18 protein-coding genes are annotated in these 20,525 nt (G+C 59.1%); 9 read left to right on the forward strand and 9 right to left on the reverse strand.

Annotated elements, in window-relative coordinates; genetic code table 11:
- Positions 1-151: 151 nt before the first annotated feature.
- Positions 152-1,066 (forward strand): hypothetical protein, encoded by a 915-nt coding sequence (locus BKA12_RS09265; protein ID WP_183642938.1) that lies wholly within the window; start codon positions 152-154, stop codon positions 1,064-1,066.
- A gap of 173 nt (positions 1,067-1,239) precedes the next feature.
- On the opposite strand, the gene BKA12_RS09270 is transcribed toward BKA12_RS09265, so the two are convergent.
- The 5 genes from BKA12_RS09270 to dacB all read right to left on the reverse strand — a co-directional run bounded on the left by BKA12_RS09270 (position 1,240) and on the right by dacB (position 7,392).
- Positions 1,240-2,778 (reverse strand): HNH endonuclease signature motif containing protein, encoded by a 1,539-nt coding sequence (locus BKA12_RS09270; protein WP_183642941.1) that lies wholly within the window; start codon positions 2,776-2,778, stop codon positions 1,240-1,242.
- Between the two features lie 191 nt (positions 2,779-2,969).
- Positions 2,970-3,521, reverse strand: coding sequence for a hypoxanthine phosphoribosyltransferase (gene hpt, locus BKA12_RS09275; RefSeq protein ID WP_183642944.1), 552 nt, complete (start codon positions 3,519-3,521; stop codon positions 2,970-2,972).
- A gap of 69 nt (positions 3,522-3,590) precedes the next feature.
- Positions 3,591-4,628, reverse strand: coding sequence for a tRNA lysidine(34) synthetase TilS (tilS, locus tag BKA12_RS09280; RefSeq protein ID WP_183642947.1), 1,038 nt, complete (start codon positions 4,626-4,628; stop codon positions 3,591-3,593).
- 54 nt (positions 4,629-4,682) lie between these two features.
- Complete coding sequence (locus BKA12_RS09285; RefSeq protein WP_183644896.1) at positions 4,683-5,858, reverse strand: zinc-dependent metalloprotease; 1,176 nt, start codon at positions 5,856-5,858, stop codon at positions 4,683-4,685.
- 160 nt (positions 5,859-6,018) lie between these two features.
- Entirely contained in the window at positions 6,019-7,392 is a 1,374-nt protein-coding gene (gene dacB / locus BKA12_RS09290) for a D-alanyl-D-alanine carboxypeptidase/D-alanyl-D-alanine endopeptidase (protein ID WP_183642950.1), read from the reverse strand.
- Between the two features lie 146 nt (positions 7,393-7,538).
- On the opposite strand from dacB, the gene BKA12_RS09295 reads away from it, so the two are divergent.
- Both BKA12_RS09295 and BKA12_RS09300 read left to right on the forward strand, forming a co-directional pair.
- Entirely contained in the window at positions 7,539-8,063 is a 525-nt protein-coding gene (locus BKA12_RS09295) for an inorganic diphosphatase (RefSeq protein WP_183642953.1), read from the forward strand.
- 195 nt (positions 8,064-8,258) lie between these two features.
- Entirely contained in the window at positions 8,259-8,897 is a 639-nt protein-coding gene (locus BKA12_RS09300; RefSeq protein WP_183644898.1) for a hypothetical protein, read from the forward strand.
- Positions 8,898-8,945: 48 nt separating this feature from the next.
- Here the strand turns inward: BKA12_RS09300 and BKA12_RS09305 are convergent, their stop codons facing one another.
- Positions 8,946-9,809, reverse strand: a complete 864-nt coding sequence (locus BKA12_RS09305; protein ID WP_246361656.1) for an HAD family hydrolase — start codon at positions 9,807-9,809, stop codon at positions 8,946-8,948.
- 397 nt (positions 9,810-10,206) lie between these two features.
- On the opposite strand from BKA12_RS09305, the gene BKA12_RS09310 reads away from it, so the two are divergent.
- Positions 10,207-11,928, forward strand: coding sequence for a choice-of-anchor I family protein (locus tag BKA12_RS09310; protein WP_338087488.1), 1,722 nt, complete (start codon positions 10,207-10,209; stop codon positions 11,926-11,928).
- A gap of 174 nt (positions 11,929-12,102) precedes the next feature.
- Here the strand turns inward: BKA12_RS09310 and serS are convergent, their stop codons facing one another.
- Positions 12,103-13,389 carry a serine--tRNA ligase gene (gene serS, locus BKA12_RS09315; RefSeq protein ID WP_183642959.1) on the reverse strand — a complete coding sequence of 429 codons (1,287 nt, stop codon included), beginning with the start codon at positions 13,387-13,389 and terminating at the stop codon, positions 12,103-12,105.
- Positions 13,390-13,457: 68 nt separating this feature from the next.
- On the opposite strand from serS, the gene BKA12_RS09320 reads away from it, so the two are divergent.
- The 4 genes from BKA12_RS09320 to BKA12_RS09335 all read left to right on the forward strand — a co-directional run bounded on the left by BKA12_RS09320 (position 13,458) and on the right by BKA12_RS09335 (position 17,485).
- Positions 13,458-14,441, forward strand: a complete 984-nt coding sequence (locus BKA12_RS09320) for a diacylglycerol/lipid kinase family protein (protein ID WP_183642962.1) — start codon at positions 13,458-13,460, stop codon at positions 14,439-14,441.
- A gap of 284 nt (positions 14,442-14,725) precedes the next feature.
- Positions 14,726-15,640 carry a MetQ/NlpA family ABC transporter substrate-binding protein gene (locus BKA12_RS09325; protein WP_183642964.1) on the forward strand — a complete coding sequence of 305 codons (915 nt, stop codon included), beginning with the start codon at positions 14,726-14,728 and terminating at the stop codon, positions 15,638-15,640.
- A 76-nt stretch (positions 15,641-15,716) separates the two neighbouring features.
- Positions 15,717-16,829 carry a methionine ABC transporter ATP-binding protein gene (locus BKA12_RS09330; RefSeq protein ID WP_338087489.1) on the forward strand — a complete coding sequence of 371 codons (1,113 nt, stop codon included), beginning with the start codon at positions 15,717-15,719 and terminating at the stop codon, positions 16,827-16,829.
- Positions 16,826-17,485 carry a methionine ABC transporter permease gene (locus tag BKA12_RS09335; protein ID WP_183642970.1) on the forward strand — a complete coding sequence of 220 codons (660 nt, stop codon included), beginning with the start codon at positions 16,826-16,828 and terminating at the stop codon, positions 17,483-17,485. The genes BKA12_RS09330 and BKA12_RS09335 overlap by 4 nt, the downstream gene beginning before the upstream one ends.
- A 128-nt stretch (positions 17,486-17,613) precedes the next feature.
- Here BKA12_RS09335 and pheA read toward each other — a convergent pair whose 3' ends face one another.
- Together pheA and BKA12_RS09345 are read right to left on the reverse strand one after the other, a co-directional pair.
- Positions 17,614-18,576 carry a prephenate dehydratase gene (pheA, locus tag BKA12_RS09340; RefSeq protein ID WP_183642973.1) on the reverse strand — a complete coding sequence of 321 codons (963 nt, stop codon included), beginning with the start codon at positions 18,574-18,576 and terminating at the stop codon, positions 17,614-17,616.
- Entirely contained in the window at positions 18,573-18,899 is a 327-nt protein-coding gene (locus BKA12_RS09345) for a rhodanese-like domain-containing protein (protein WP_183642976.1), read from the reverse strand. The genes pheA and BKA12_RS09345 overlap by 4 nt, the downstream gene beginning before the upstream one ends.
- A gap of 68 nt (positions 18,900-18,967) precedes the next feature.
- On the opposite strand from BKA12_RS09345, the gene BKA12_RS09350 reads away from it, so the two are divergent.
- The gene (locus tag BKA12_RS09350) at positions 18,968-20,470 is read left to right on the forward strand and encodes an amidase (protein ID WP_183642979.1); all 1,503 of its coding nucleotides are present in this window, start codon (positions 18,968-18,970) and stop codon (positions 20,468-20,470) included.
- Positions 20,471-20,525 lie beyond the last annotated feature (55 nt).

Here is a 20,525-nt window from a genome sequence, read left to right on the forward strand (position 1 = left end):
AAGTTTAGTTTCAAGCATTGCACTTCACGACGTTCTCACGCACCGCGGGCTCAAAAAGTTCCCTCTCGGCGTAGTGAATGACCACGCCGAGCTTTCGAGCCCTCCACGATATTTGCGTAGTCTGGATGCCGCATCCTCGAAAGGTCCTCACATGAGCCGCTCTTCGGCGTCGTCGCCATCTCGCTTACTTCCCGTGATTTCTGGTCTTCTGATCGGACTAATCGGCGTTGCAATCGCGCTTACTCCGCACCTTCTCAGCGGCGGACTTATGCCGCTCCAGAACATGTGGATCCGCGAGACGCTCCCAGAGAATATGCCGTTCTCACTCCTGCCTCTCAACCAGTACTACTTGCTGAGACTCGTGGGCGTGTTGGCATTTGCCGGAACCTTTGCCGGATGCGTTTCTCACTTTATTTTTCCCGTACGACGCCGCAGCGTCGCCTTGGGTGCCGTCCTTGGTGTCGCGCTGGGATTGGTTGTCGCACTCGCACAGTCCTTTTGGGTCTTGGCTCAAGGATTGAGCATTGCAGTCAGCGCCTCGAGCATTGCGGTGATCTACTTTTGGGGCCTCTTGACGGGGATGATTTGCTTTTCCATCCTCGCCTTGGTGGCCACCTACGTCTTCGCCATCGGTTCGCCTACTCCGTCAGCTATCTGGTGGGCACTCGTGGCCGCACCGCTGACCTCATGGGTTACTAGTTGGGCAACCATCGCTGGACCGATCCCTGGCGACTCAACCTGGCTTGGATACATTTCCCGATTCCTTCCGGCAATCATCGTTGGCCTCGCGCTCGCTTGGTACGGCGTTCGACCAGCCGCCCGACTTCTGGTCTGGATCCTCGACCTAGCGCTCCTCTTCTTCATCCCCATCACTGCAACCGCGGTACAGAGCGCCGTTGGCATGCGTGTTCTGCAAGGCCAAGTATCCGAAATGCTGCAGTACGGTATCGAAGTCTTCCGAGCCCAGCTCACTCCAAACAGCCCTCAGCTGTGGGTTCTTGGAGTTGCTTTGATCATTGCGATCGTGGGCACTGTGGTTCGCGTGCGGGGGTCACGCCGATACTGACGTGACGCCCCGCGTTCTTTTGTACTGCTTTTCATGGTCCCTATGTGGTTATCAATTTGCGGTCGTATCGACACCGTTTGGCTGCCGCACCGGTCTCGGAAAAACGGTGATGCGTGGGGCTAGTTGATGTGGAACAAGCAGACGTGAATAAAGACGCGCCTCGTGGAATTCACTTAGGCGGAGAGTGCTAGCTGGCCAGCTTTTTCGGGGTGGAAGTACAGGTTCCGCATTAGCGGTTGATTCGGGTCTTCATCAAGGGGTGGTTGCCAAAACGGGACACCTTGGCGCATCTGAATTCTCCACGTGGTTTCATGAACCAGATGGTGGTGATGAGAACAGACCATGGCCGCGTTCTCCAGGGTGGTCACACCACCTTTGGAGTACTCCTGGACGTGGTGAGCTTCGCACCGATCCACGCCCCTTGTGCATCCGGGGAAAGTGCAACCACGATCCCTCGCATACAAGAGCTTTCGCTGCTCCGCGGTGAAGAGACGCGTCCTAGAACCCGCATCCACCACCTGGGACGCCGAGCCCAAGACCACCGGGATCAACTCCGCATTACATGCCAACTGGCGGATCGACATCGGATTCATCGGCCCTGAGTGCACAGCATCAGACCGGAACAACTCATGCGTGGTCAGCTCATCCAGAAGCGTCTTATGGTCAATGTTCACCACAACCTGCGGCTGATACCCACCATGACGGGACAACTTCCCCGTCGAAAGCGCAGTAGTGACCGCATGCATCAAGCCGTCCAGGCGTTTCTGACCCAGACTGCGGTCATCCTTTGGCGGCTCGACAGGCTTACCGCTCTCATCCATCGCCACCGGGATTTCATGACCGTCGATATCCAGCAACGGAACCACGCCATCTTCGGAGCCCACCACATGGTCCGGAGTCCGTGGGTTCACCTCCGGTGCGACGGCGGTGAGGAATTGTTCTTGTTGGAGCTCATCAAGACGAAACGTCCACTCAAAGAGGCCCATCTTCTTGCCTTTGAAGAACGCACCCTGAATCTCACGCTTCACCTCACGAGTGGGAAGAACACCTTGAGCATCGAGTTGGTGCTGCCAGACCCGCACCTGACGCTCCATCGCCGTCGGCGTCCCCGACACCGCAATGCCCACAAGATCACTCTCGACTTTCCGCTTGAGAGCTTCCGCTTCTTCACGTGTTGGTGAGAGCTGCTCAATAGCGGGTTGAAGGCGTTCCAGGGCGCTCATGATTCGGGCAGCGACCCCAACCGTGAGCAGGCCTTGAGCGAACGCGTCCGCAACAGCGGGAGCAACAGCTTCAGACACCGCATGTGCGACGTCCAAGCGTTTCTGCACCTCGGCCGGGTTCACATGCAACACCTGCGACAAACGATCCGTCGCACTCCGGAACCTCGACCGGCGCGGAGTGAAAGTTTGGGAGTCTTTTAACTCCTGCACCACCGACTCCATCCGCACCGCAGCTTTCACCTGCAAACGCCCGACTTGATGGCTCAGCTCCTCCACCCCAGCAGCCAGATGATCCAACTCGCACGCACCGGTAGCCACACCATCCACCGCCAACACGAGGGCATCAATCTGGTTATGCACAGACACCACATACTCACGCAGCTCAGCCACAGACAGGCGGCTAACATCAGTGGAAATCGCAGGGACGCAGCTAGAAGGAACAGGGCTCGAAGGATCAGGTTTCAGGAGGGCTGGATTCACTGTTTCCATACCCCCACACTATGCGTGACCTATGACACTTAGAATCAACAGTCTTCGATTGTGGATAAACATTCGAACTATCCACAAAGCCCAGAATTGTGGGTGAAAAACGGGCGCAAGACGACAGACAAACGCAAGCTGCGCCGTCGTACTCAAAAAAGAAAGCCCCGGCGAACCGGGGCTTTCAGAAACTCAACGATTTACTCGTAGACGTGGCGAGCGAGCGTGCCCACGAAGTCGAGGTTGCGGTACTTCTCCGCGAAGTCGAGGCCGTAACCGACCACGAACTCGTTCGGGATTTCCTCGCCGACGTACTTGACGTCGATCTCGACCTTGGCAGCCTCAGGCTTGCGCAAGAGGGTGCAGATTTCCACAGATGCCGGGCCGCGCGAGCGGAGGTTGGACTGCAACCAGGACAATGTCAGACCGGAATCGATGATGTCCTCAACGATGAGCACGTGCTTGCCCATGAGGTCCGTGTCCAAGTCCTTGAGAATCCGCACCACACCAGAGGACTGCGTGCCGGAGCCGTAGCTCGAGACAGCCATCCAGTCCATCGTGACGTGGGAGTGCAAGGCGCGAGCGAGGTCTGCCATCACCATGACGGCGCCCTTCAAAACACCCACAAGCAGGATGTCGCGGCCTTCATAGTCGGCATCGATGCGCGCTGCAAGATCCTTGATGCGCTCCTGAATATCTTCTTTGGTCAATAAAACGTGTTCGATATCGCTGGCTACATCTTGAGTATCCACGCCGTGCTCCTGTTCGGGTGCAATTGCGCTGACGCGCGAGTGAGAATTGCTGCGTTTAACATTGCCACATTAGCGCGCGCTTGATGACCGCACGGAGGCAAAAACCAGCTTACGAGGTGTAAGAGTGGTGCGAATTACGTTCACCTGACCGTCCAATTGCACTGGGCCCGTGGACGGACCCAGCTGCAACAAGCCCAGAACGGCGCGGGTTCGCTCGAAATCTGGCGCCTTTCCTCCCACCATCACGGCCGCTTGCCGAATTACCCGGCTCGAGAGCGCACGAGGAAGTTCCTGCAATGCGTCGACCCACAATTCCAATGTGTCCAAGGTCCGGGTCCCATCAAAGGCAACCGAATCACGCACAGACGGGTCAACAGCAACCCGATTCCACAGCGCTTCCTCCGCCAAAACATCCAAATAATCCGCGTCATCCCGCGCCAATTCGGCCGTTCGTGCGAGCTGTCCGGTTAGGTCGCTAAAGGTTTCTGCGAGCGCCGGCAGGACTTCCAGGCGGACCTTGTTCCGCAGAGCATCGGTTTCCAGGTTGGTGGGATCGGTCCAGAAGTCCAGACCTTCGTGCTTGCAGATCGCTTCCGTATCGGCCCTACTCAGGCCCAGAAACGGCCGCAGATACCGTCCTCGCACAGGCGGAATTCCTGCGAGCGCGCGCGTTCCAGATCCTCGAGCGAGCCCCAAGAACACCTGCTCGGCCTGATCGTTCTGCGTGTGTGCCAGCAATACCGGCACGTCAGGAGACAAAAACTCGTCGATCGCTGCGTAGCGAGCATCGCGAGCATCGCCCTCGTTCAAGTTCCCGGAAACGTGAGCACGCAACACATGAACCGGCGACAGCCCCAAAGATCGGCACTGTTCAGACGCCTTCGCGGCCACCGCATCACTGCCTGGCAAAAGTCCATGGTCTACAACGACGGCTCCGATGTTCAGGCCCCGCCGTCGTACGAGAAATCCCGCGGCCGCAGCCAAAGCTAGCGAGTCCGCTCCCCCGCTACACGCGACGAAAGCGGGCCCGGAAGAACCAATACCTGAAAGCGAAGCCTGCACCGCATTCCGCGCGGCAGCGACGTACGGCGGTAATTTACCGCCCACAGATTTCCGTCCCCGCGAACAAAGCAGACAGAGCAGACACAAGAGCCACAGACATTACGACGCCGCCCGCATGCGTTCCACCCATTCCTGCGGATTGTGCAGCTCGTGTTCGGTGGGCAGGTTCTCCGGCCCGGCCCACACCACGTTGAAACCGTCCATGCCCATGGCGTCCACGGCATGCTGCACGAACTTCTGCCCGTCCTGGTACTGGCGCATCTTCGCGTCCAAGCCCAGCACTCGGCGAATGAACTTCTCCAGGGACGTGCGATTCTTGCCGCGATCGTCGAAACGGCGGCGAATGGTCTTCACGGACGGCACGATGCTCGCATCGATCGCGTCCATAACCACGTTCGCGTGACCCTCCAACAGGCTCATCACGGCGGTGACGTGGCTCAGAACGGCGCGCTCTTCCGGAGTCTGCAGAGCGGACATCAGCGTGCTTTGCGAAGGCAAAACCTCCCCCGACTTAGACGAAGACGCGGAAGAAGGGGACAGAGAATTCCGCCCCTTGAACGCCTCAGTCGCCACACGCGCGGCGTTCTTCAATCGATCCACCAAGTCATCCGGCGAATTCAACAACCCGCCCGTCAGCTTCTCGATGTTCTCCTGCAAGTGCCCCTGCAACCACGGCGCCGCGGCGAATTGCACGCGGTGCGTCTGCTCGTGAAGGCACACCCACAAGCGGAAATCAGCAGGCTCAACCACCAGCTCGCGCTCGATCGTCACGATGTTCGGCGCTACCAACAGCAAGCGCCCGTTGGTTCCCGAGAAAGGATCAAACTGGCCCAGCACATTTCCGGACAAGAACCCCGTGATCACACCGAGCTCCGTGCCCGAAACCGCGCTGGAAACCGCCAAAGATCCCGCGGACATCGTGTCACCCTTCGCGTCCCACAACCGGCGCAAAGATGGCGACAACATCGTGCGGAAAGACTCGATCGTCGCTTGAGCCCACGTCGCACGGTCCACCACGAGGACGGGCGAATTCCGCAATCCCGCGGCCGCTTCAAGCTGCGTGATGCGCTGGACGTGGTCAACAGCTTCGTCAGCCGCCACGCGCAACGCGGCCACAACATCGTTGATTTCCTTACTGGAAAGCCGAGGACCTGCTGTGGTCACCTTGGAGGCCGTGGTCGCAGCGATGCCCCAACCAATGAGGGAATCTCCGCGGTTTTCCCGCCCCGATGCGTTCGGGGTGTTTCCGTTCGAGCCTTCAACCGTTGCGTTCAACACTGCGCCTCCTGAGTCGCGCGGCTCACACCGCTCCCTCTATCCCACCACGCATTCCCCAGTTTTTCCTGTGGATTTCGTTATCGGTGAAGCGCGGAACTTTTTAAGTGTCGCGCCGCAGCCTCACGTCAAGAGCGGACTCATGAGAGTCGCAGCTTGACTAGATGAGCGCAGCGACGGCGCGGTCTAGTGTTGCACGTGCATCAGACAACGACGTCACGTCCGACGCAAAGAGTGAGAACACGAGCTGTCGCCCGGTGCCATCAACCAAGGTGCCAGTCAACGTGGTCACTCCGGCCAGCGTGCCCGTCTTGGCACGCACCACACCGGCCACCGATGAGTCCGTCAGACGCGTATCCAGCGTTCCGGACAGGCCGGCAATCGGAAACGCGTAGGGCATATCCCGCAAAGCACGGTTGGTAGAACGAGACGCCGCTGCCAGCACGGCCGTCAACTGAGACGGGCTCACACGGTTGTCCGCAGACAATCCGGACGCGTCCACCATCTGGATGCCGTCAGTCCGAACGCCCAGGGCCGCGGTCTTCTCGAGAATCGCGGCGGTGGCACCTTCAAAACTCGCGGGCTTGCCCTGCTGCAATGCGATCAAACGCCCCAAAGCCTCGGCCACATAGTTGTCCGACTCTTCACCCATGAACTCCACGACTTCAGACACCGTGGCGCCCTCAACCTTGGTCAGTTCCCGAGCATCGGCGGCCGTCGTGCCCCGCGACACCTCGCCAGACACGGACGTCTTTGACCCCGAAAGAGCCGAAGACAGCGCCTTCTCAAAAACCTGAGCCGCGGTCATCGCGGGATCGCTCACGCGGCCAGCCTTTTCAGCTTCACTCGAGCGAGCACCCCACATCGCCAACGGCTGCACCGCCGAAATATTGCCGCTCGTCATCAAGGACTTGTCCCAAGCCGGCAACAGGGCGTCACCCGTAAAGAGCGAATCATCCAGCACGATGCGTACGGAACTGGGGGCTGCGGCGTCGTCCTTCAAAATTTTGGCCGTCTGCTCAGCGAGCGACGCAAGCCCCGCTCGTCCCGAAATCCGCGAAGAATTCTCGCCGGCGCCCAGCAAAACGTCTCCGCCGCCGCGCAAATACAGGGTTCCATCCGCGCCCAACAGCGTGGTGGTGGCGAAGCGATGCGAGGACGGGAAGGACTGCAGAGCGGCCGCGACCGTCAACGTTTTGAGGCTCGAGGCCGGCACACCAGCGGCATCGCCGTTGCGCGAAAAGACCGTCTCACCTGTAGAAACATCCATAACGGACGCCGTGAAGTTCCCCTGCGCCCCATCAAAAATTCCGCTGAGCGCTTGCGACTTCGCGGAGAAATCCTCCGTGCTCGCGTTCTGCGCGGGAGGAAAGAGGGAGTACGACGACGATGCTGGAGTCGGGCGGTTCAGTGGCGACTGTGCCGCCTCACCAGATTTACCTAAAGCAATACCCGCCCACGTGATCAGCCCAGCAATGAGAGCGACGACGGCGAACAACGCCACAAGGGCGAGCTGTCCGGTCTTCCATTTCATGCGAGCCTCTCAAATAGCAGTGAACGCGCCTTGCCTTGTAGCCTTGGCTCAGCACTTCTTTTAACACTAACCGCCGCGTCATGCCCTGACGGGTAGTGAAATCGCACGGGAAGTGAATTCACATAGCGAAGGAAAGTCAGAGTCCTATGGCACACGACGTCACGATTGAGATCCCTGCCGGATCTCGCGTCAAGTACGAAATTGATCACGAGACCCACCGCTTGCGTTTGGATCGCGTCCTCTTCACCCCGATGCAGTACCCAACGCACTACGGCTACTTCGAAGACACCCTCGGCGAAGACGGCGATCCATTGGACGCCATGGTCTGGATCCCAGGCGTGGACCTCATCCCAGGTGTTCTCGTGGAATCCCGCCCAATCGGCGTCTTCAACATGACGGACGACGGCGGTGGAGACGCAAAGCTCATCTGCGTTCCAACCGACAAGCGCTTCGACCACATCCAGGAACTTGAGGATGTGGACCAGTGGCTCATCAAGGAGATCGAGCACTTCTTCACGCGCTACAAGGATCTTGAGCCAGGCAAGTGGGTCAAGGCTGAAGGCTGGGAAGGCCGCGAAGCCGCTGAAGCCGAGTTGCAGCGTTCCATCGAGCGCTTCGCCAAGCACGGCGAAGAGTCTGCAGACGACGAGCCACAGGGCCGCGACGTCTAACCACTTTTAGGTGCCACCGTTTGAGTGTCACCCGCCATGTGTGGCCAATTTGCGACAGGTTTTTCACGAAACACTGTCAAGAATTGGCCACACATCTGTTTAAAGCGCGAGGCACCGGCCTCGCATCCAGTTCCTCGCGGCGTGCCGATTCGTGAAATCAACCAATTCTGGTTGATTTGCCGCGAAGATGTAAAGATGTTCGTCCTCACCATCAATCAGCGAGATTCCAAAGAATCTGGTGATCGCGTCGAGGAACTCTTGGAAACGCTCGGCGACATTCCTGCCCTGGTTCCTTTTCAGCGTTCCATCGGCGACGAGGCCATTGGCGTGGTCCAGTCCGCCCACATCGCCGTGGAAGTTGCCCTTGAAGCCATCCGCGAGCGCCGTTGGCACATCGGTATTGGAGTTGGTCCCGTAGAGATGGCCGAAGGTGCGAGCATCAATACCGCCGAAGGTTTTGGTTTGGTCTACGCGCGCCGGGCAGTAAACCGCGCACAGCGCTCCACCGAACGCATTCCGCTCGCCGTCGAAGGCCCCAGCTCTGAAGTAGCGGCAGAGGCCGAAGCCGTCTTGCGGCTCATTGCCCAGATTGTTTTCACTCGCACGGACGCTGAATGGTCTGTGTTGGACTTGATGGTCCCCGGAGTCCGAGGCCAGCAAAAGGCGATCGCTGCGGCACTGGGCATTTCTACCCAGGCCGTCTCTAAAGCGATTTCGCGATCCTTCTGGAACGAAGAGTGGGCTTGCCGTCCGGCAGCCGCCCGTCTCCTCGATCTCGTAGCCGGTCCAACTGCATTGGCACCGGACACCCTCGCTTACAACCCGCGGGACTAGCTCACGCGAATTGCGAACGAGACTTGCGAATGCGATCGGCGAACCCGATCAGCGCTCGAGCAATGACTCCAAGACGTCCGCGAGGCCGTCTTCATCTACGCCGCCGGTAACTTCGTTGGCGACGCTCTTCACTTCGTCCGGAGCCTGACCCATGGCCACGCCGCGGTCCGCCCACTGGAGCATCTCCACGTCATTGCGGCCATCGCCCACGGCGACCGTCTCTGAAATGACGTGTCCGGCGTTTGTGAGCCGGTCGTGCAGGTTCTGCAAAGCACTCGCCTTGGAAATTCCTTCGCCGGCGATGTCCAGCCAAGCGCTGTAACCCACCGAGTACGTGACTCCGTGGAGTCCAATGTTCTGCACAGCATCGCCGAAGTCTTCTGCGGACGTATCTGTGGCGAAGACCACTAAACGCACGGCCTCAACGTCCAAGAGCTGATCGAAGGCCACGCCACGCGCATCCACGCCGAAGCTCATATCCTGGAAACGCTCAGTGGCCAAGAACTCGCCGGTGACAGTTTCCAAAGCGAACTTCGCGGTCGGCAGTGCCTTGCGAAGCTTGACGAGGACCTGTCCCGGGTGGAAGGTCTCGCGGTTGATGACTTCGTAGCCATCAGGGCCCGAGGTGTCGATGCGTAGCGTCACGCCGCCATTGGAGGCCACCGCATGGCCGCGTTCAATGCCCAAGAGTTCCACGATGGGAAGCGTTGCGCCGCGGGATCGGCCGGTAGAAATCACCACGTGGTGACCTTCATTCACTACCGCTTGAGCCATCTCGCGGACTCGTGGAGACATGTGGCCGTCGTGATTGACGAGAGTTCCGTCAACGTCCAGGCTGACGAGCTTCTTTGGAGTTGCCCCGTTTGTGGCAGGGTGCACGCCGTTCATGATGTTCAATGTTGCACTTTTCATTTCTTCTGTCCGGTCCTCGTTGCCGGTTACTAACTGAGTTGTCATACGTTCTAGTGAACCATTCTCACGCCGTCGTTGGCGATGAACTATGCCACAAGCCATATGAATTCTGAGTAAACAAGTGGTCGGTTAGGTGAACCCCACGTTATATCCACAGGCATACGCACAGTGTGAGTGTTTACCTAGGACAACAAAATCCGGGCCAGAAGCATTCCACAGGCTCGGCAGCGACGAAAGCTGCGGCGTCGTGCCTTATCCAAAGTAGGGGCAATCTCGAAAGAATTCACCCGCCGTTTACCCGGCGGCAACTCCGCATTAGGCCACCTGTCACGGCAACATCACCCGGCATTCATAGATTGATCAGGTTCTCACCCGTCACCTTGAAAAGGAATCCTCCGTGAAGACCCTTGGTTTGAAGCACGGCGGCGTCAAGATCGTTGCTATCGCAGCCCTTGCCGCATGCGCCACCACGGCCGTCCCAGCCTCCGCCGCAGTTGTTCCTACTCCCGTCAACTACTCGTCTGACAACGCGGCGATTTCCCTCGCGCCGCTAGACAGCTACGACACCGAAATCTTCGATTCCTCCGCCGCCGAAATTGTGCAGTACGTGCCGGAATCCCAACGCATCCTGACCGTTAACGCTCAGGCCGGCGAAGTAGATGTTCTCGACGCCAGCGATCCGAAGAACCTCGTCAAGGAATACGCCATCAACGCTGCCGGCGTGAAGTCCGCAGACGGCTCCGTCATCCCTGAGGGCGCCGTGGCGAACTCCGTGGCTGTGCGTGAAGACGGACTCGGCGTTGTGGCCGTTGAGGCTCCTAACAAGACGGACGCTGGCTGGCTCGTGTACTTCAACGCCAACGCTAACGCGCCAACCATCATCGGCGCTGTGCGCGTGGGCTCCTTGCCTGACATGGTGACCATCACCCCGAACGGCGCCACCGCGCTCGTTGCCAACGAAGGCGAACCGGCCGAGGACTACTCGGTGGATCCAGAAGGCTCCATCTCCGTGGTGACTTTGCCGAAGACCCTCGCGGCAAACGCCAAGGGCTTCAAGGGCTCCATCGCCCAGAACCAGGTCAAGACCGCAGGCTTCCACGCTTTCGAGAACAACGTGCCTGAAGGCGTTCGCATCTTCGGCGGCCGCGAAGACGCCACCGGCGTGAAGCCAGAGTTCCCTGTCTCGGAAAACCTTGAGCCTGAATACATCGCCGTTTCTGAGAACGGCGCGAAGGCCTACGTTTCTCTTCAGGAAGCCAACGCCGTTGCCGTAGTCAGCGTGAACTCCGGACAGATCCTCGAGATCCTCCCGCTCGGCACGGTTGACCGCACCGAAATTGCAATGGACGCCTCTGACAAGGACAAGTCCATCGGCCTCAAGACCTGGCCAGTTCAGGGCTTCCGCATGCCGGATGCTTTGGGCACCTACAAGGTTCAGGGCATGGACTACTTCGTCACCGCCAACGAGGGTGACTCCCGTGACTGGGCCGGATACTCCGAAGAATCCCGCATGAAGGACTTCGGCAAGGACGGCATCGCGCCGGTTTGCGAGTCTGTTGCTGAAGAAGCTGGCCTGTCCCTCAAGGATCTCCGCAAGGACGAGAACTTGGGCCGCTTAAACCTCACCACCGCCCAGGGCTTGAACGCTGACGGATCTTGCTACGAGACGCTCTACGCGTTCGGCGGTCGCGGCTTCTCGATCTTCGATCCGCAGGGCAACCTGGTGTTCGAGTCCGGTAGCGAGTTCGAGGAAATCGTTGCGAAGGCTGTTCCTGAGTACTTCAACTCCAACCACACTGAGGCGAAGTTCGATGGCCGTTCGGATGACAAGGGCCCAGAGCCTGAGGGCCTGAGCCTGGGCAAGATCGACGGCCGCACCTACGCGTTCATCGGTTTGGAGCGCGTAGGCGGCGTCATGGTCTACGACATCACCAACCCTCGCGATGCAAAGTTCGTGACCTACGTGAACAACCGCGACTTCTCCAACAACACCGGCGACTTGGGCCCAGAAGGCTTGGACTTCGTCTCCGCGACGGACTCCCCTACAGGGAAGCCGCTGGTGGTTGTGGGCAACGAAGTCTCCGGCTCCACGAGCGTCTTCGAAATCACCGTCAAGTAAGCACCTAGCGGCACTCGCCAAGAGGGTGGGATCCCGCTTCTGAATTGGACCGGGCTCCCGCCCTTTTGTGCGCTATTTTTCCAGTACGACGACGCCGCTCGGCAAAGTGCCTGAGCGGCGTCTGGGTTGGCTCAATTGAGATAGCTTGACTCCATTAAGAGAGTCGCGCGCACTTTAGAGAACTGGCAGAACTTCCATGCCACCCAGGTATGGGCGAAGAGCAGCCGGAACGGTGACGGATCCATCAGCGTTCTGATGGTGCTCAAGCAATGCCACGATCCAGCGGGTGGTGGCGAGGGTGCCGTTGAGGGTTGCCACTGCGCGAGTGCCACCCTTCTTACCCTCGGCGTCTACCTGACGTTCGCGGATGTTCAAGCGACGAGCCTGGAACGTGGTGCAGTTCGAGGTGGACGTGAGCTCGCGGTAGCGCTCCTGGGTAGGAACCCACGCTTCGCAGTCGAACTTGCGAGCAGCACTCATGCCCAAGTCGCCAGCAGCAGTATCAATCACGCGGTACGGAAGCTCAACCTTTCCGAGCATCTCTTCTTCCCACGCGAGCAACTTGGCGTGCTCAGCTTCGGCCTCTTCAACTGGCGCGTAGATGAACATCTCGAGCTTATTGAACTGGTGCACGCGAATGATGCCGCGCGTATCCTTGCCAGCCGAACCGGCCTCGCGGCGGTAGCACGTGCTCCAGCCCGCGTAACGAATGGGCCCGTCGGACAGATCCAGGATCTCGTCGGCATGGTAGCCCGCGAGGGCTACTTCCGAGGTTCCCACCAAGTAAAGGTTGTCGCGCTCGAGACGGTAGATTTCGTCGTCGTGCTCTACGTCAAAGCCGGTGCCCTGCATGGTTTCCGGGCGCACCAAAGTAGGGGTGATGACCGGAATGAAACCGTAGGAAACCGCTTGATCAAGCGCCATGTTCATGAGCGCGATCTCGAGGCGGGCGCCGACGCCCTTGAGGAAGTAGAAGCGTGATCCGGAAACCTTCGCGCCGCGTTCCATGTCGATGGCGCCGAGGAGTTCGCCGAGTTCCAGGTGGTCGCGTGGCTCGAAGCCTTCGGCGCCGAAGTCGCGCGGGGTGCCCACGGTCTTGACCACGGTGTAGTCGTCTTCGCCGCCGGCTGGGGCGCCCTCGAGGACGAGGTTCGGCATCATGCGGACCAAGCGCTCCTGCTCGGCTTGCGCGGCGTCGGATGCAGCGGATGCTTCCTTTACTCGCGCGGAAAGTTCCTTGACCTCAGCCAAGAGAGCCTGCTTCTCTTCGCCACTGGCCTTGCCGACCTTCTTGGAGAAGACATTCTGCTCTGCGCGCAGGGACTCGAATTCGGCAATCGCGGCGCGACGAGATGCATCCGCGGCGATGATCTGATCCACTAGGGATTCGTCCGCTTCACGGTTTCGCTGCGAAGTACGGAAAAGGTCAGGATTTTCAGTGAGTTCTTTGACGTCGATCACCGTTACAGGTTACCCGTTCCATGTATTCTCAAAGGAATAGAGCAGGTCTTTGGCGGAGAGGCGTCACATTGAGTATTCGCGAAATGCATTTTGCGGTGATTTTAAACCCGTCCAAAAATGGCGCAGACAAGCTCTGTGAAACTTTCACGGCGGCGGTAAAGCGCGCCGGCGGTGCAGAACCTGGCTATTTCGAGACCACCGTGGATGATCCTGGGCGTCAAATGACCCTCGACGCCATTGAGCAGGGCTACAACGTGATTGTTGCCGCCGGTGGCGACGGCACCGTCCGCGAAATCGCCGAGGTCTTGGTGCAGCGCGAAGTCGCCGAGGGCGAAGAGCAAATCGAAATGGCCATCCTGCCCATGGGCACGGGAAACCTCTTGGCCCGAAACCTCGACATGAACGTCGACGACCTCAAAGACGGCATCAACTGGGCACTGCAAGGAACGGCGCGACCCGTCGATGCGGTCCGCATTGATCTAGAACGCAAGAACGGCACCATCGACGAACACGTCTTCTTGGTCATGGGCGGTGTGGGCATTGACGCTGAAGTCATGGATGACACCCGCGACGATCTCAAGAAGAAGGTGGGACCCCTCGCATATGTGGAAGCTGGCTTCCGCAAGATGAAGGGCAGCAATAAGCCCGTGAGCTTCCGCGTGGGCGATGGCGAGTGGGAAAAGCGCAACGTCCGCTCCGTGGTCTTCGCTAACTGCGGCAGACTTCAAGGCGGTTTCGATCTAGTCCCTGAGGCCAAGATCGACGACGGCAAGATCGACCTGGTGGTCATGACTCCACGTTCGCCTTTGGACTGGGCACGCATCTTCGTCAAAACCCTCGTGCGGGTGAAACGCCGCATTCCGGTGATCGAGTACTTCCAGGATGAGAGCTTCTCCTTGCGCACGGTTGAACCGATTCTTGCGCAACTCGACGGCGACCCCGTCGGCGAAATCATCGGCATCACCGCGCGCACGGTGCCGAGCTCACTTCATTTGAGGACCCTTCAAGAGCGCCGCTGGTCAGCAAACCTCGGCACTGTCTTCAAGAGGTAACACCGCCACGTAACATTTGCGCAATATTTGGGAAATTCCTTGTCTAGACATCAATTTCTCGTGTATTGAGTAGCGCCGAATCATTGCAATCCACACCTGTGCCGTGACGCTTCGAAGTGGGACCAATGTGGTCACTTCATCAAATATTCTTCGATTTCAATACGCAAACTGCGGACTGATTCGTATTAAGTTCGACACAATTGTTACTTCCTAGTTTTTGGACATGCGGCGTTGCCCGTAATTTGAGGAGCACATTACTCAAACTTCCAGCCGGAAAGAGCATCATGACCAAGAAACTTCTCATTGCGCGCCGCACCGCTGTTGCAGCTCTCGCAGTTTCCCTCCTCACCGCTTGCGGTGCAAGCGGAGGGGCAACGCAGGGTTCGAGTTCCGCGCTTCCAACTGACATTAAGACCGTCAAGATTGGCGTTTCTGATGGTGCAGAGCCTTACTGGCAGGTGTACAAGAAGGTTGTTCAGGAAAAGGCTGGCGTAACGGTCGAATTCCAGAACTTCTCTGACTACAACCAGCCAAACCCGGCATTGGATCAGAAGCAGTTGGACCTCAACGAGTTCCAGCACTTGCAGTACCTCGCCACCTACAACGTGGCCAACAACAAGAACCTGCAGCCAATCGGCGCCACCGCGATCTACCCACTTCCGCTGTACTCCAAGAAGTACAAGTCGGTTGAAGAGATCCCTCAGGGCGAAAAGATCGGCGTACCAAATGACCCCACTAACCTTTCCCGCTCCTTGATTGTTTTGGAGCAGGCAGGCTTGATCAAGGTTAAGGGTGGCGCAAACTCCACCTCCACCCCAGCTGATGTCGACACCGCCAACTCCAAGGTCACCGTGGTGCAGATGGACGCGAAGATGACCGCTCAGAACCTTGACTCTTTGGCCGGATCGATCGTCAACAACAACTACGCGACGGCCGCAAAGCTCAGCCAAGACTTGATCATCGCCAAGGATGATCCGGCTGCAGAATCTTCGAAGCCGTACATCAACGCTTTCGTGTCCCGTGACGAAGACAAGACCAACCCAACGCTCTTGAAGATCGCAGAGCTCTACCACGACCCCGAGGTTGAAGCCGCAATCCGCAAGGACTTGGGCGAAGGCGGAATCTTCAAGACTGACTCGCCTGAGGACCTCCAGAAGGCCCTCAGCGTGATTGAAGAGAACAAGAAGAAGAAGTCCTAGCCATTCACATTCCTCAGTAGGTGGTTCTACGGCCAGCCGTGGAGCCACCTACTTGTGGTTATCAAAGGATTTTGTTGTGACAGCAATCGTAGAGTTTAGAAACGTCAGCAAGACGTTTCCTGGAACCAAGAATTCAGATCCCGTGAAGGCAGTCCGGGACGTGACGATTGATATCGAAGCGGGCTCCATCACCGGAATCATTGGCTACTCGGGTGCGGGTAAGTCCACCCTAGTTCGCCTCATCAACGCGCTCGAGTTGCCAGACACCGGTGATCTGCGCGTTGACGGCGCGGACCTCACCAAGATGAAGGAGCGCGAGCTGCGCAACCTTCGTTCCAGCATCGGCATGATCTTCCAGCAGTTCAACCTGTTGAACTCCCGCACGGTAGCGAAGAACGTCGAATACCCGCTCATCGTGGCCGGCGTAAAAGCCGAAGAACGCGCCAAGCGCGTTACTGAGCTTTTGCAGTTCGTGGGCATCGAATCAAAGCGCAATCAGTACCCGCAGCAACTTTCTGGCGGCCAGAAGCAGCGTGTAGGCATTGCTCGCGCACTCGCTACGAACCCCAAGATTCTCTTGGCGGATGAAGCAACGTCGGCGCTGGACCCGGAAACCACCGCTGAAGTTCTAGACCTGCTGAAGCGCGTGAACTCGGAGTTCGGCACCACCATTGTGGTCATTACGCACGAGATGCACGTGGTGCGGAGCATTTGCTCCAACGTCGCTGTCATGGAACACGGCAAGGTGCTGGAGCACGGTCCGGTCTATGACGTCTTCGCATTCGCGAAGGAAGAAGCCACCCAGCGCTTCATCAGCTCCACCATCCAGGACCGCCCCAGCCCCGAGACCGTCGCCCGTTTGCAGTCCTTGCACCCGGGAACGTTCGTCACTGTGAGCATCGTCGAGCCTCCTGTTCAAGAGCGTGAGCATGCCCTTCAGTCTCCGGAGAACACCGAGGAACCGGCCAGCTCCGGCGTCGCCGATCTGCTGAGCCAGGCCACCACGGTGCACAAGACGGTGGTCTTCGGCTCCATCACGGAAATCACTCAGCGGCCCTACGGATCACTGACCTACGTCTTTGACGGTCCGGAAGCTGACGTCCAGCAGCTCATTGAGAACCTCAAGCGCATTACGGCAACGCAGGTTTGGGAAGACCAGCGCAGCCTCTTGAAGGGAGACGCATCATGATCGATTGGGAAACCATGGGGCCACTGCTTTCGCAGTCCCTCCAGCAAACCCTCACCATGGTGGTAATCACCATGCTGCTCGGCGGTATCTTCGGGCTGATCATTGGCATCCTGCTCTACGCCACCCGCCCGGGAAACATCTTGCAGAACACCGTGGTGTTCAACGTCCTAAACTTCGTCATCAACGTGGTGCGACCCATCCCGTTCATCATCTTCATCTCGCTCGTGGGTCCGTTCAGCCTCGCGCTGATCGGCACCAGCATCGGTACGTCCGCGGCGATCGTCCCCATGACGCTCATGGCCTCAGTGGTCATTGGCCGCATCGTGGAGCAGAACCTCGTGGGTGTGGATCCAGGCGTGGTGGAAGCTGCGCGTGCCATGGGTTCGTCCCGCGCCCGCGTGCTGTTTGATGTGGTGTTGCGAGAATCGATTGGCCCGCTCATCTTGGGCTACACGTTCGTCTTCATTGGCGTCGTAGACATGTCCGCGGTTGCCGGATACATCGGTGGCGGCGGTCTGGGCGACATGGCGATTACCTACGGCTACCAACAGTTCAACTACGCAGTGACCATTCTGGCCGTCGTAGTGATTGTGGTGCTGGTGCAGCTGGCTCAGCTCATCGGCAACTGGCTAGCCCGCCGGGCGCTCCACCGCTAGAGCAAGCCACCGGCAACAAACAGTCAGCGGTAAAAGTCCGCGGTGATAAGGCAATAAACAGTGACAAATAGTGAAGGGACGGACCCCATCAGGGGGTTCGTCCCTTCACTCATTCACACAGTAAAAAATTACAGACCGCCAGTAATCCCGCGTAGCCCATCAACCCAGGCGCGTGCTTCGCGGTACGCCTCTTCCGAGTTGTGCCGCCCGTAGTTTGGCGACAACTGCTCGGCGGCCGGGTAGGACCCCAAGAACCGGATGTCCGGCGTAATGCGGTGCAGCCCCATGAGCGCATCAGACATGCGGGACTCATGAATGTGTCCCTCGGCGTCCACGGAGAAGAAGTAGTTGCCTAGTCCTTCGCCTGTGGGGCGCGATTCGATGCGCGTCAGGTTCACGCCCCGGGAAGCGAACTGATCCAAGATGTCCATCAAGGCACCCGGGTGGTCCTCTGGAAGCGGGATCACCAAGGTGGTCTTGTCAGAGCCGGTCACCGGCGGAACGGTTCCCGGCAAGGAAACCAACACGAAGCGCGTGACCGCACCGGTGTTGTCTTCAACGCCAGTCTGCAAGACATTGAGGGAATTCTGTTGTGCTACCAAAGGGGAGCTGATGGCGGCGTCGTAGGTAACGTCGGCGTCCAGTAGCCCCATCGCGGCAGCCGCGGTTGAAGATGCCGGAATGAACTCGGCGTTGGGCGTGTTCATTTCCGCCCAGTAACGGCATTGCGCCCACGCGTGGGAGTGGGTCGAGATGCTGCGGATTTGGGAGAGCTCGGTGATGCCCGGACGCACGGTCAGCACAAACGTGATGGGCACGAGCGCTTCACGCACAATCTGCAGCTTGGTGCCGTTCGCGATCGCGTCGAGGGTCGCGGAAACGCCACCCTCAACGGAATTCTCGATGGGCACCATGGCGGCCGTGGCTTTGCCTTCACGCACCTTCGTCAGTGCCGCATTCACGCTGCTGCAGGGCAGGAAATCAGCGTTAGCAGCACCGGGCACCTGCAGGAGCGCGGCTTCCGTGAACGTCCCGGCAGGGCCGAGGAACGCGTACGTTGGCCGCGCATCGAGCTCAGTTACATCACTCACCGGACGGTAGGCTCCTGCCCATTTTCAGATTCAAGAGGCTTGCCGGCATCGAGCCATGCGCCGGATCCGCCAGCGATGTTGAAGGCGGTGTAGCCCTGGCCAACCAGCCATGCGGCAGCCTGAGCGGAGCGTCCGCCGGTGCGGCAAATGACGTACGTGTCCACGTCTGGGTCCAATTCGTCCACGCGCAACGGCAAATCACCGAGCGGGATGTGCACGGCGTTGGGCACGTGGCCTTCTTCGAATTCGTAATCCTCGCGGACGTCCAACACGAGGGCGTCTGCTGGGACCTCAGCCACGGAAACTGTCTCGAAATTACTCATGGTGACACCTCACTTTTGCAAAAATTCTCAGACTCATCTAACCACTCCAGCCTATAGTTGGAACCATCATGACGAACCGCCCAACCCGCCTCAGTACCCTTCCCGCCGCGTGGGAGTTGCGCGATTCGCTCCAACGTCGAGACATTTCCAGCCAAGAGCTGCTGGCGCAAAACCTTGAACGCATTCTTGAGCTCAATGACGAGCTGGGAACCTTTGTAGCGCTGGATGCGGACAAGGCGCTCACTTCTGCCAAGGCGTACGACGACGCTCGCGAAGTTTCTCTGCCTACCCTTCTGGGCGGCCTGCCGCTTGCGTGGAAAGATTTGGTGGACGTTGAGGGATTCCCTACCCGCATGGGTTCGGCAATTACTCCCGATGCTCCAGCCCCCGTGTCCCACCCACTCGTGAAGAAAGTGACACAAGCGGGCTCCTTCACGATCGGCAAAACGGCTATCCCGGAGTTTGGCCTCAACGCGTATTCCGAAAATGACGCGAACCCTCCGGCTCGCAATCCGTTCGATCCCACACGCACGCCCGGCGGTTCAAGCGGAGGCGCGGCCGCGGCGGTCGCGAGCGGCATGCTGGCGGTGGCTCCCGGGAACGACGGCGGAGGGTCAGTTCGCATCCCAGCCGCGGCGTGTGGACTCGTGGGTCTCAAACCGAGCCTCGGCATCATTCCCGAGGACCTGCTCAACGGATTCAGCGCGGGCCAGACTCCACTGACAGATAAGCGTGGAGCCCCTCGCCTCGCGGTCAGCGGACCGTTGGGACGTTCTGCTCTGGACGCCGCCCTGCTCTTCGACGCAATGACTGGTACTCGCGGCGCGAACTCGCACTTTGAAGTCACCAAGACCCTGGATCCCATCCACGCGACCTACGCCCCCAAGCACGCGAAAGAACGTCCCGAAGACGCCAAGCTCTTGGGACGGGACGAGCCACTTCACGTGGCCATTTCCACCGACTCCCCCTTCGACGCCGCTCTCGGCAGCCAACTGTCGCCAGAGGCGCTCACGGCGCTCGAAACGGGCCGCAGGCTGATTGAGCAGGTGGGCTGCGTCGTCGTACCGGAAAAATTTGAGTATCCCGAGGATTACCACCAAACGTTCCGCACGGTGTGGACGGGCGGGTTGTCCGAAGCGCCGTTGCCGCCCGAGGCCGAGCCGATGTTGACAGCGCTCGCGCGCGATTTCCGCGAGTCTTCGCGTGCGCAGTCCGAGGTAGAGAAGCAGGCGGCCGCCACTCGGCTCAGCCAGATGTCGCGCGGATTCCGCGAGACGTGGGGCCGTTTTGATGTGGTGATGACGCCAGCACTCGCGTGGGAGCCGCCAGAAATTGGCTTCTTCACCCGCGAGGATCCCGAACGCGACTACGTCCTGCAGTGCCTCTTCACGCCGTTCACGTCCATGGTGAACGTGTCCGGTTTGCCCGCGATTGTGGTGCCCGTGACGGTGACGAAAAACGGCTTGCCCATGGCGGTGCAACTGATTGGCCGGATGCACTCAGAACGGCAACTTCTCACGCTCGCCGCAGCCATCGAAGCCGCGCGCGGACCGCTCTTGTTCGGCAACTGAACAGCTCACAGCCCCCAGTGACATAGACCACTAAAGTAGGTGACTGGGCAGTAAC

Source organism: Neomicrococcus lactis (assembly GCF_014200305.1).
In the GTDB taxonomy this organism is placed as follows: Bacteria; Actinomycetota; Actinomycetes; order Actinomycetales; family Micrococcaceae; genus Neomicrococcus; species Neomicrococcus lactis.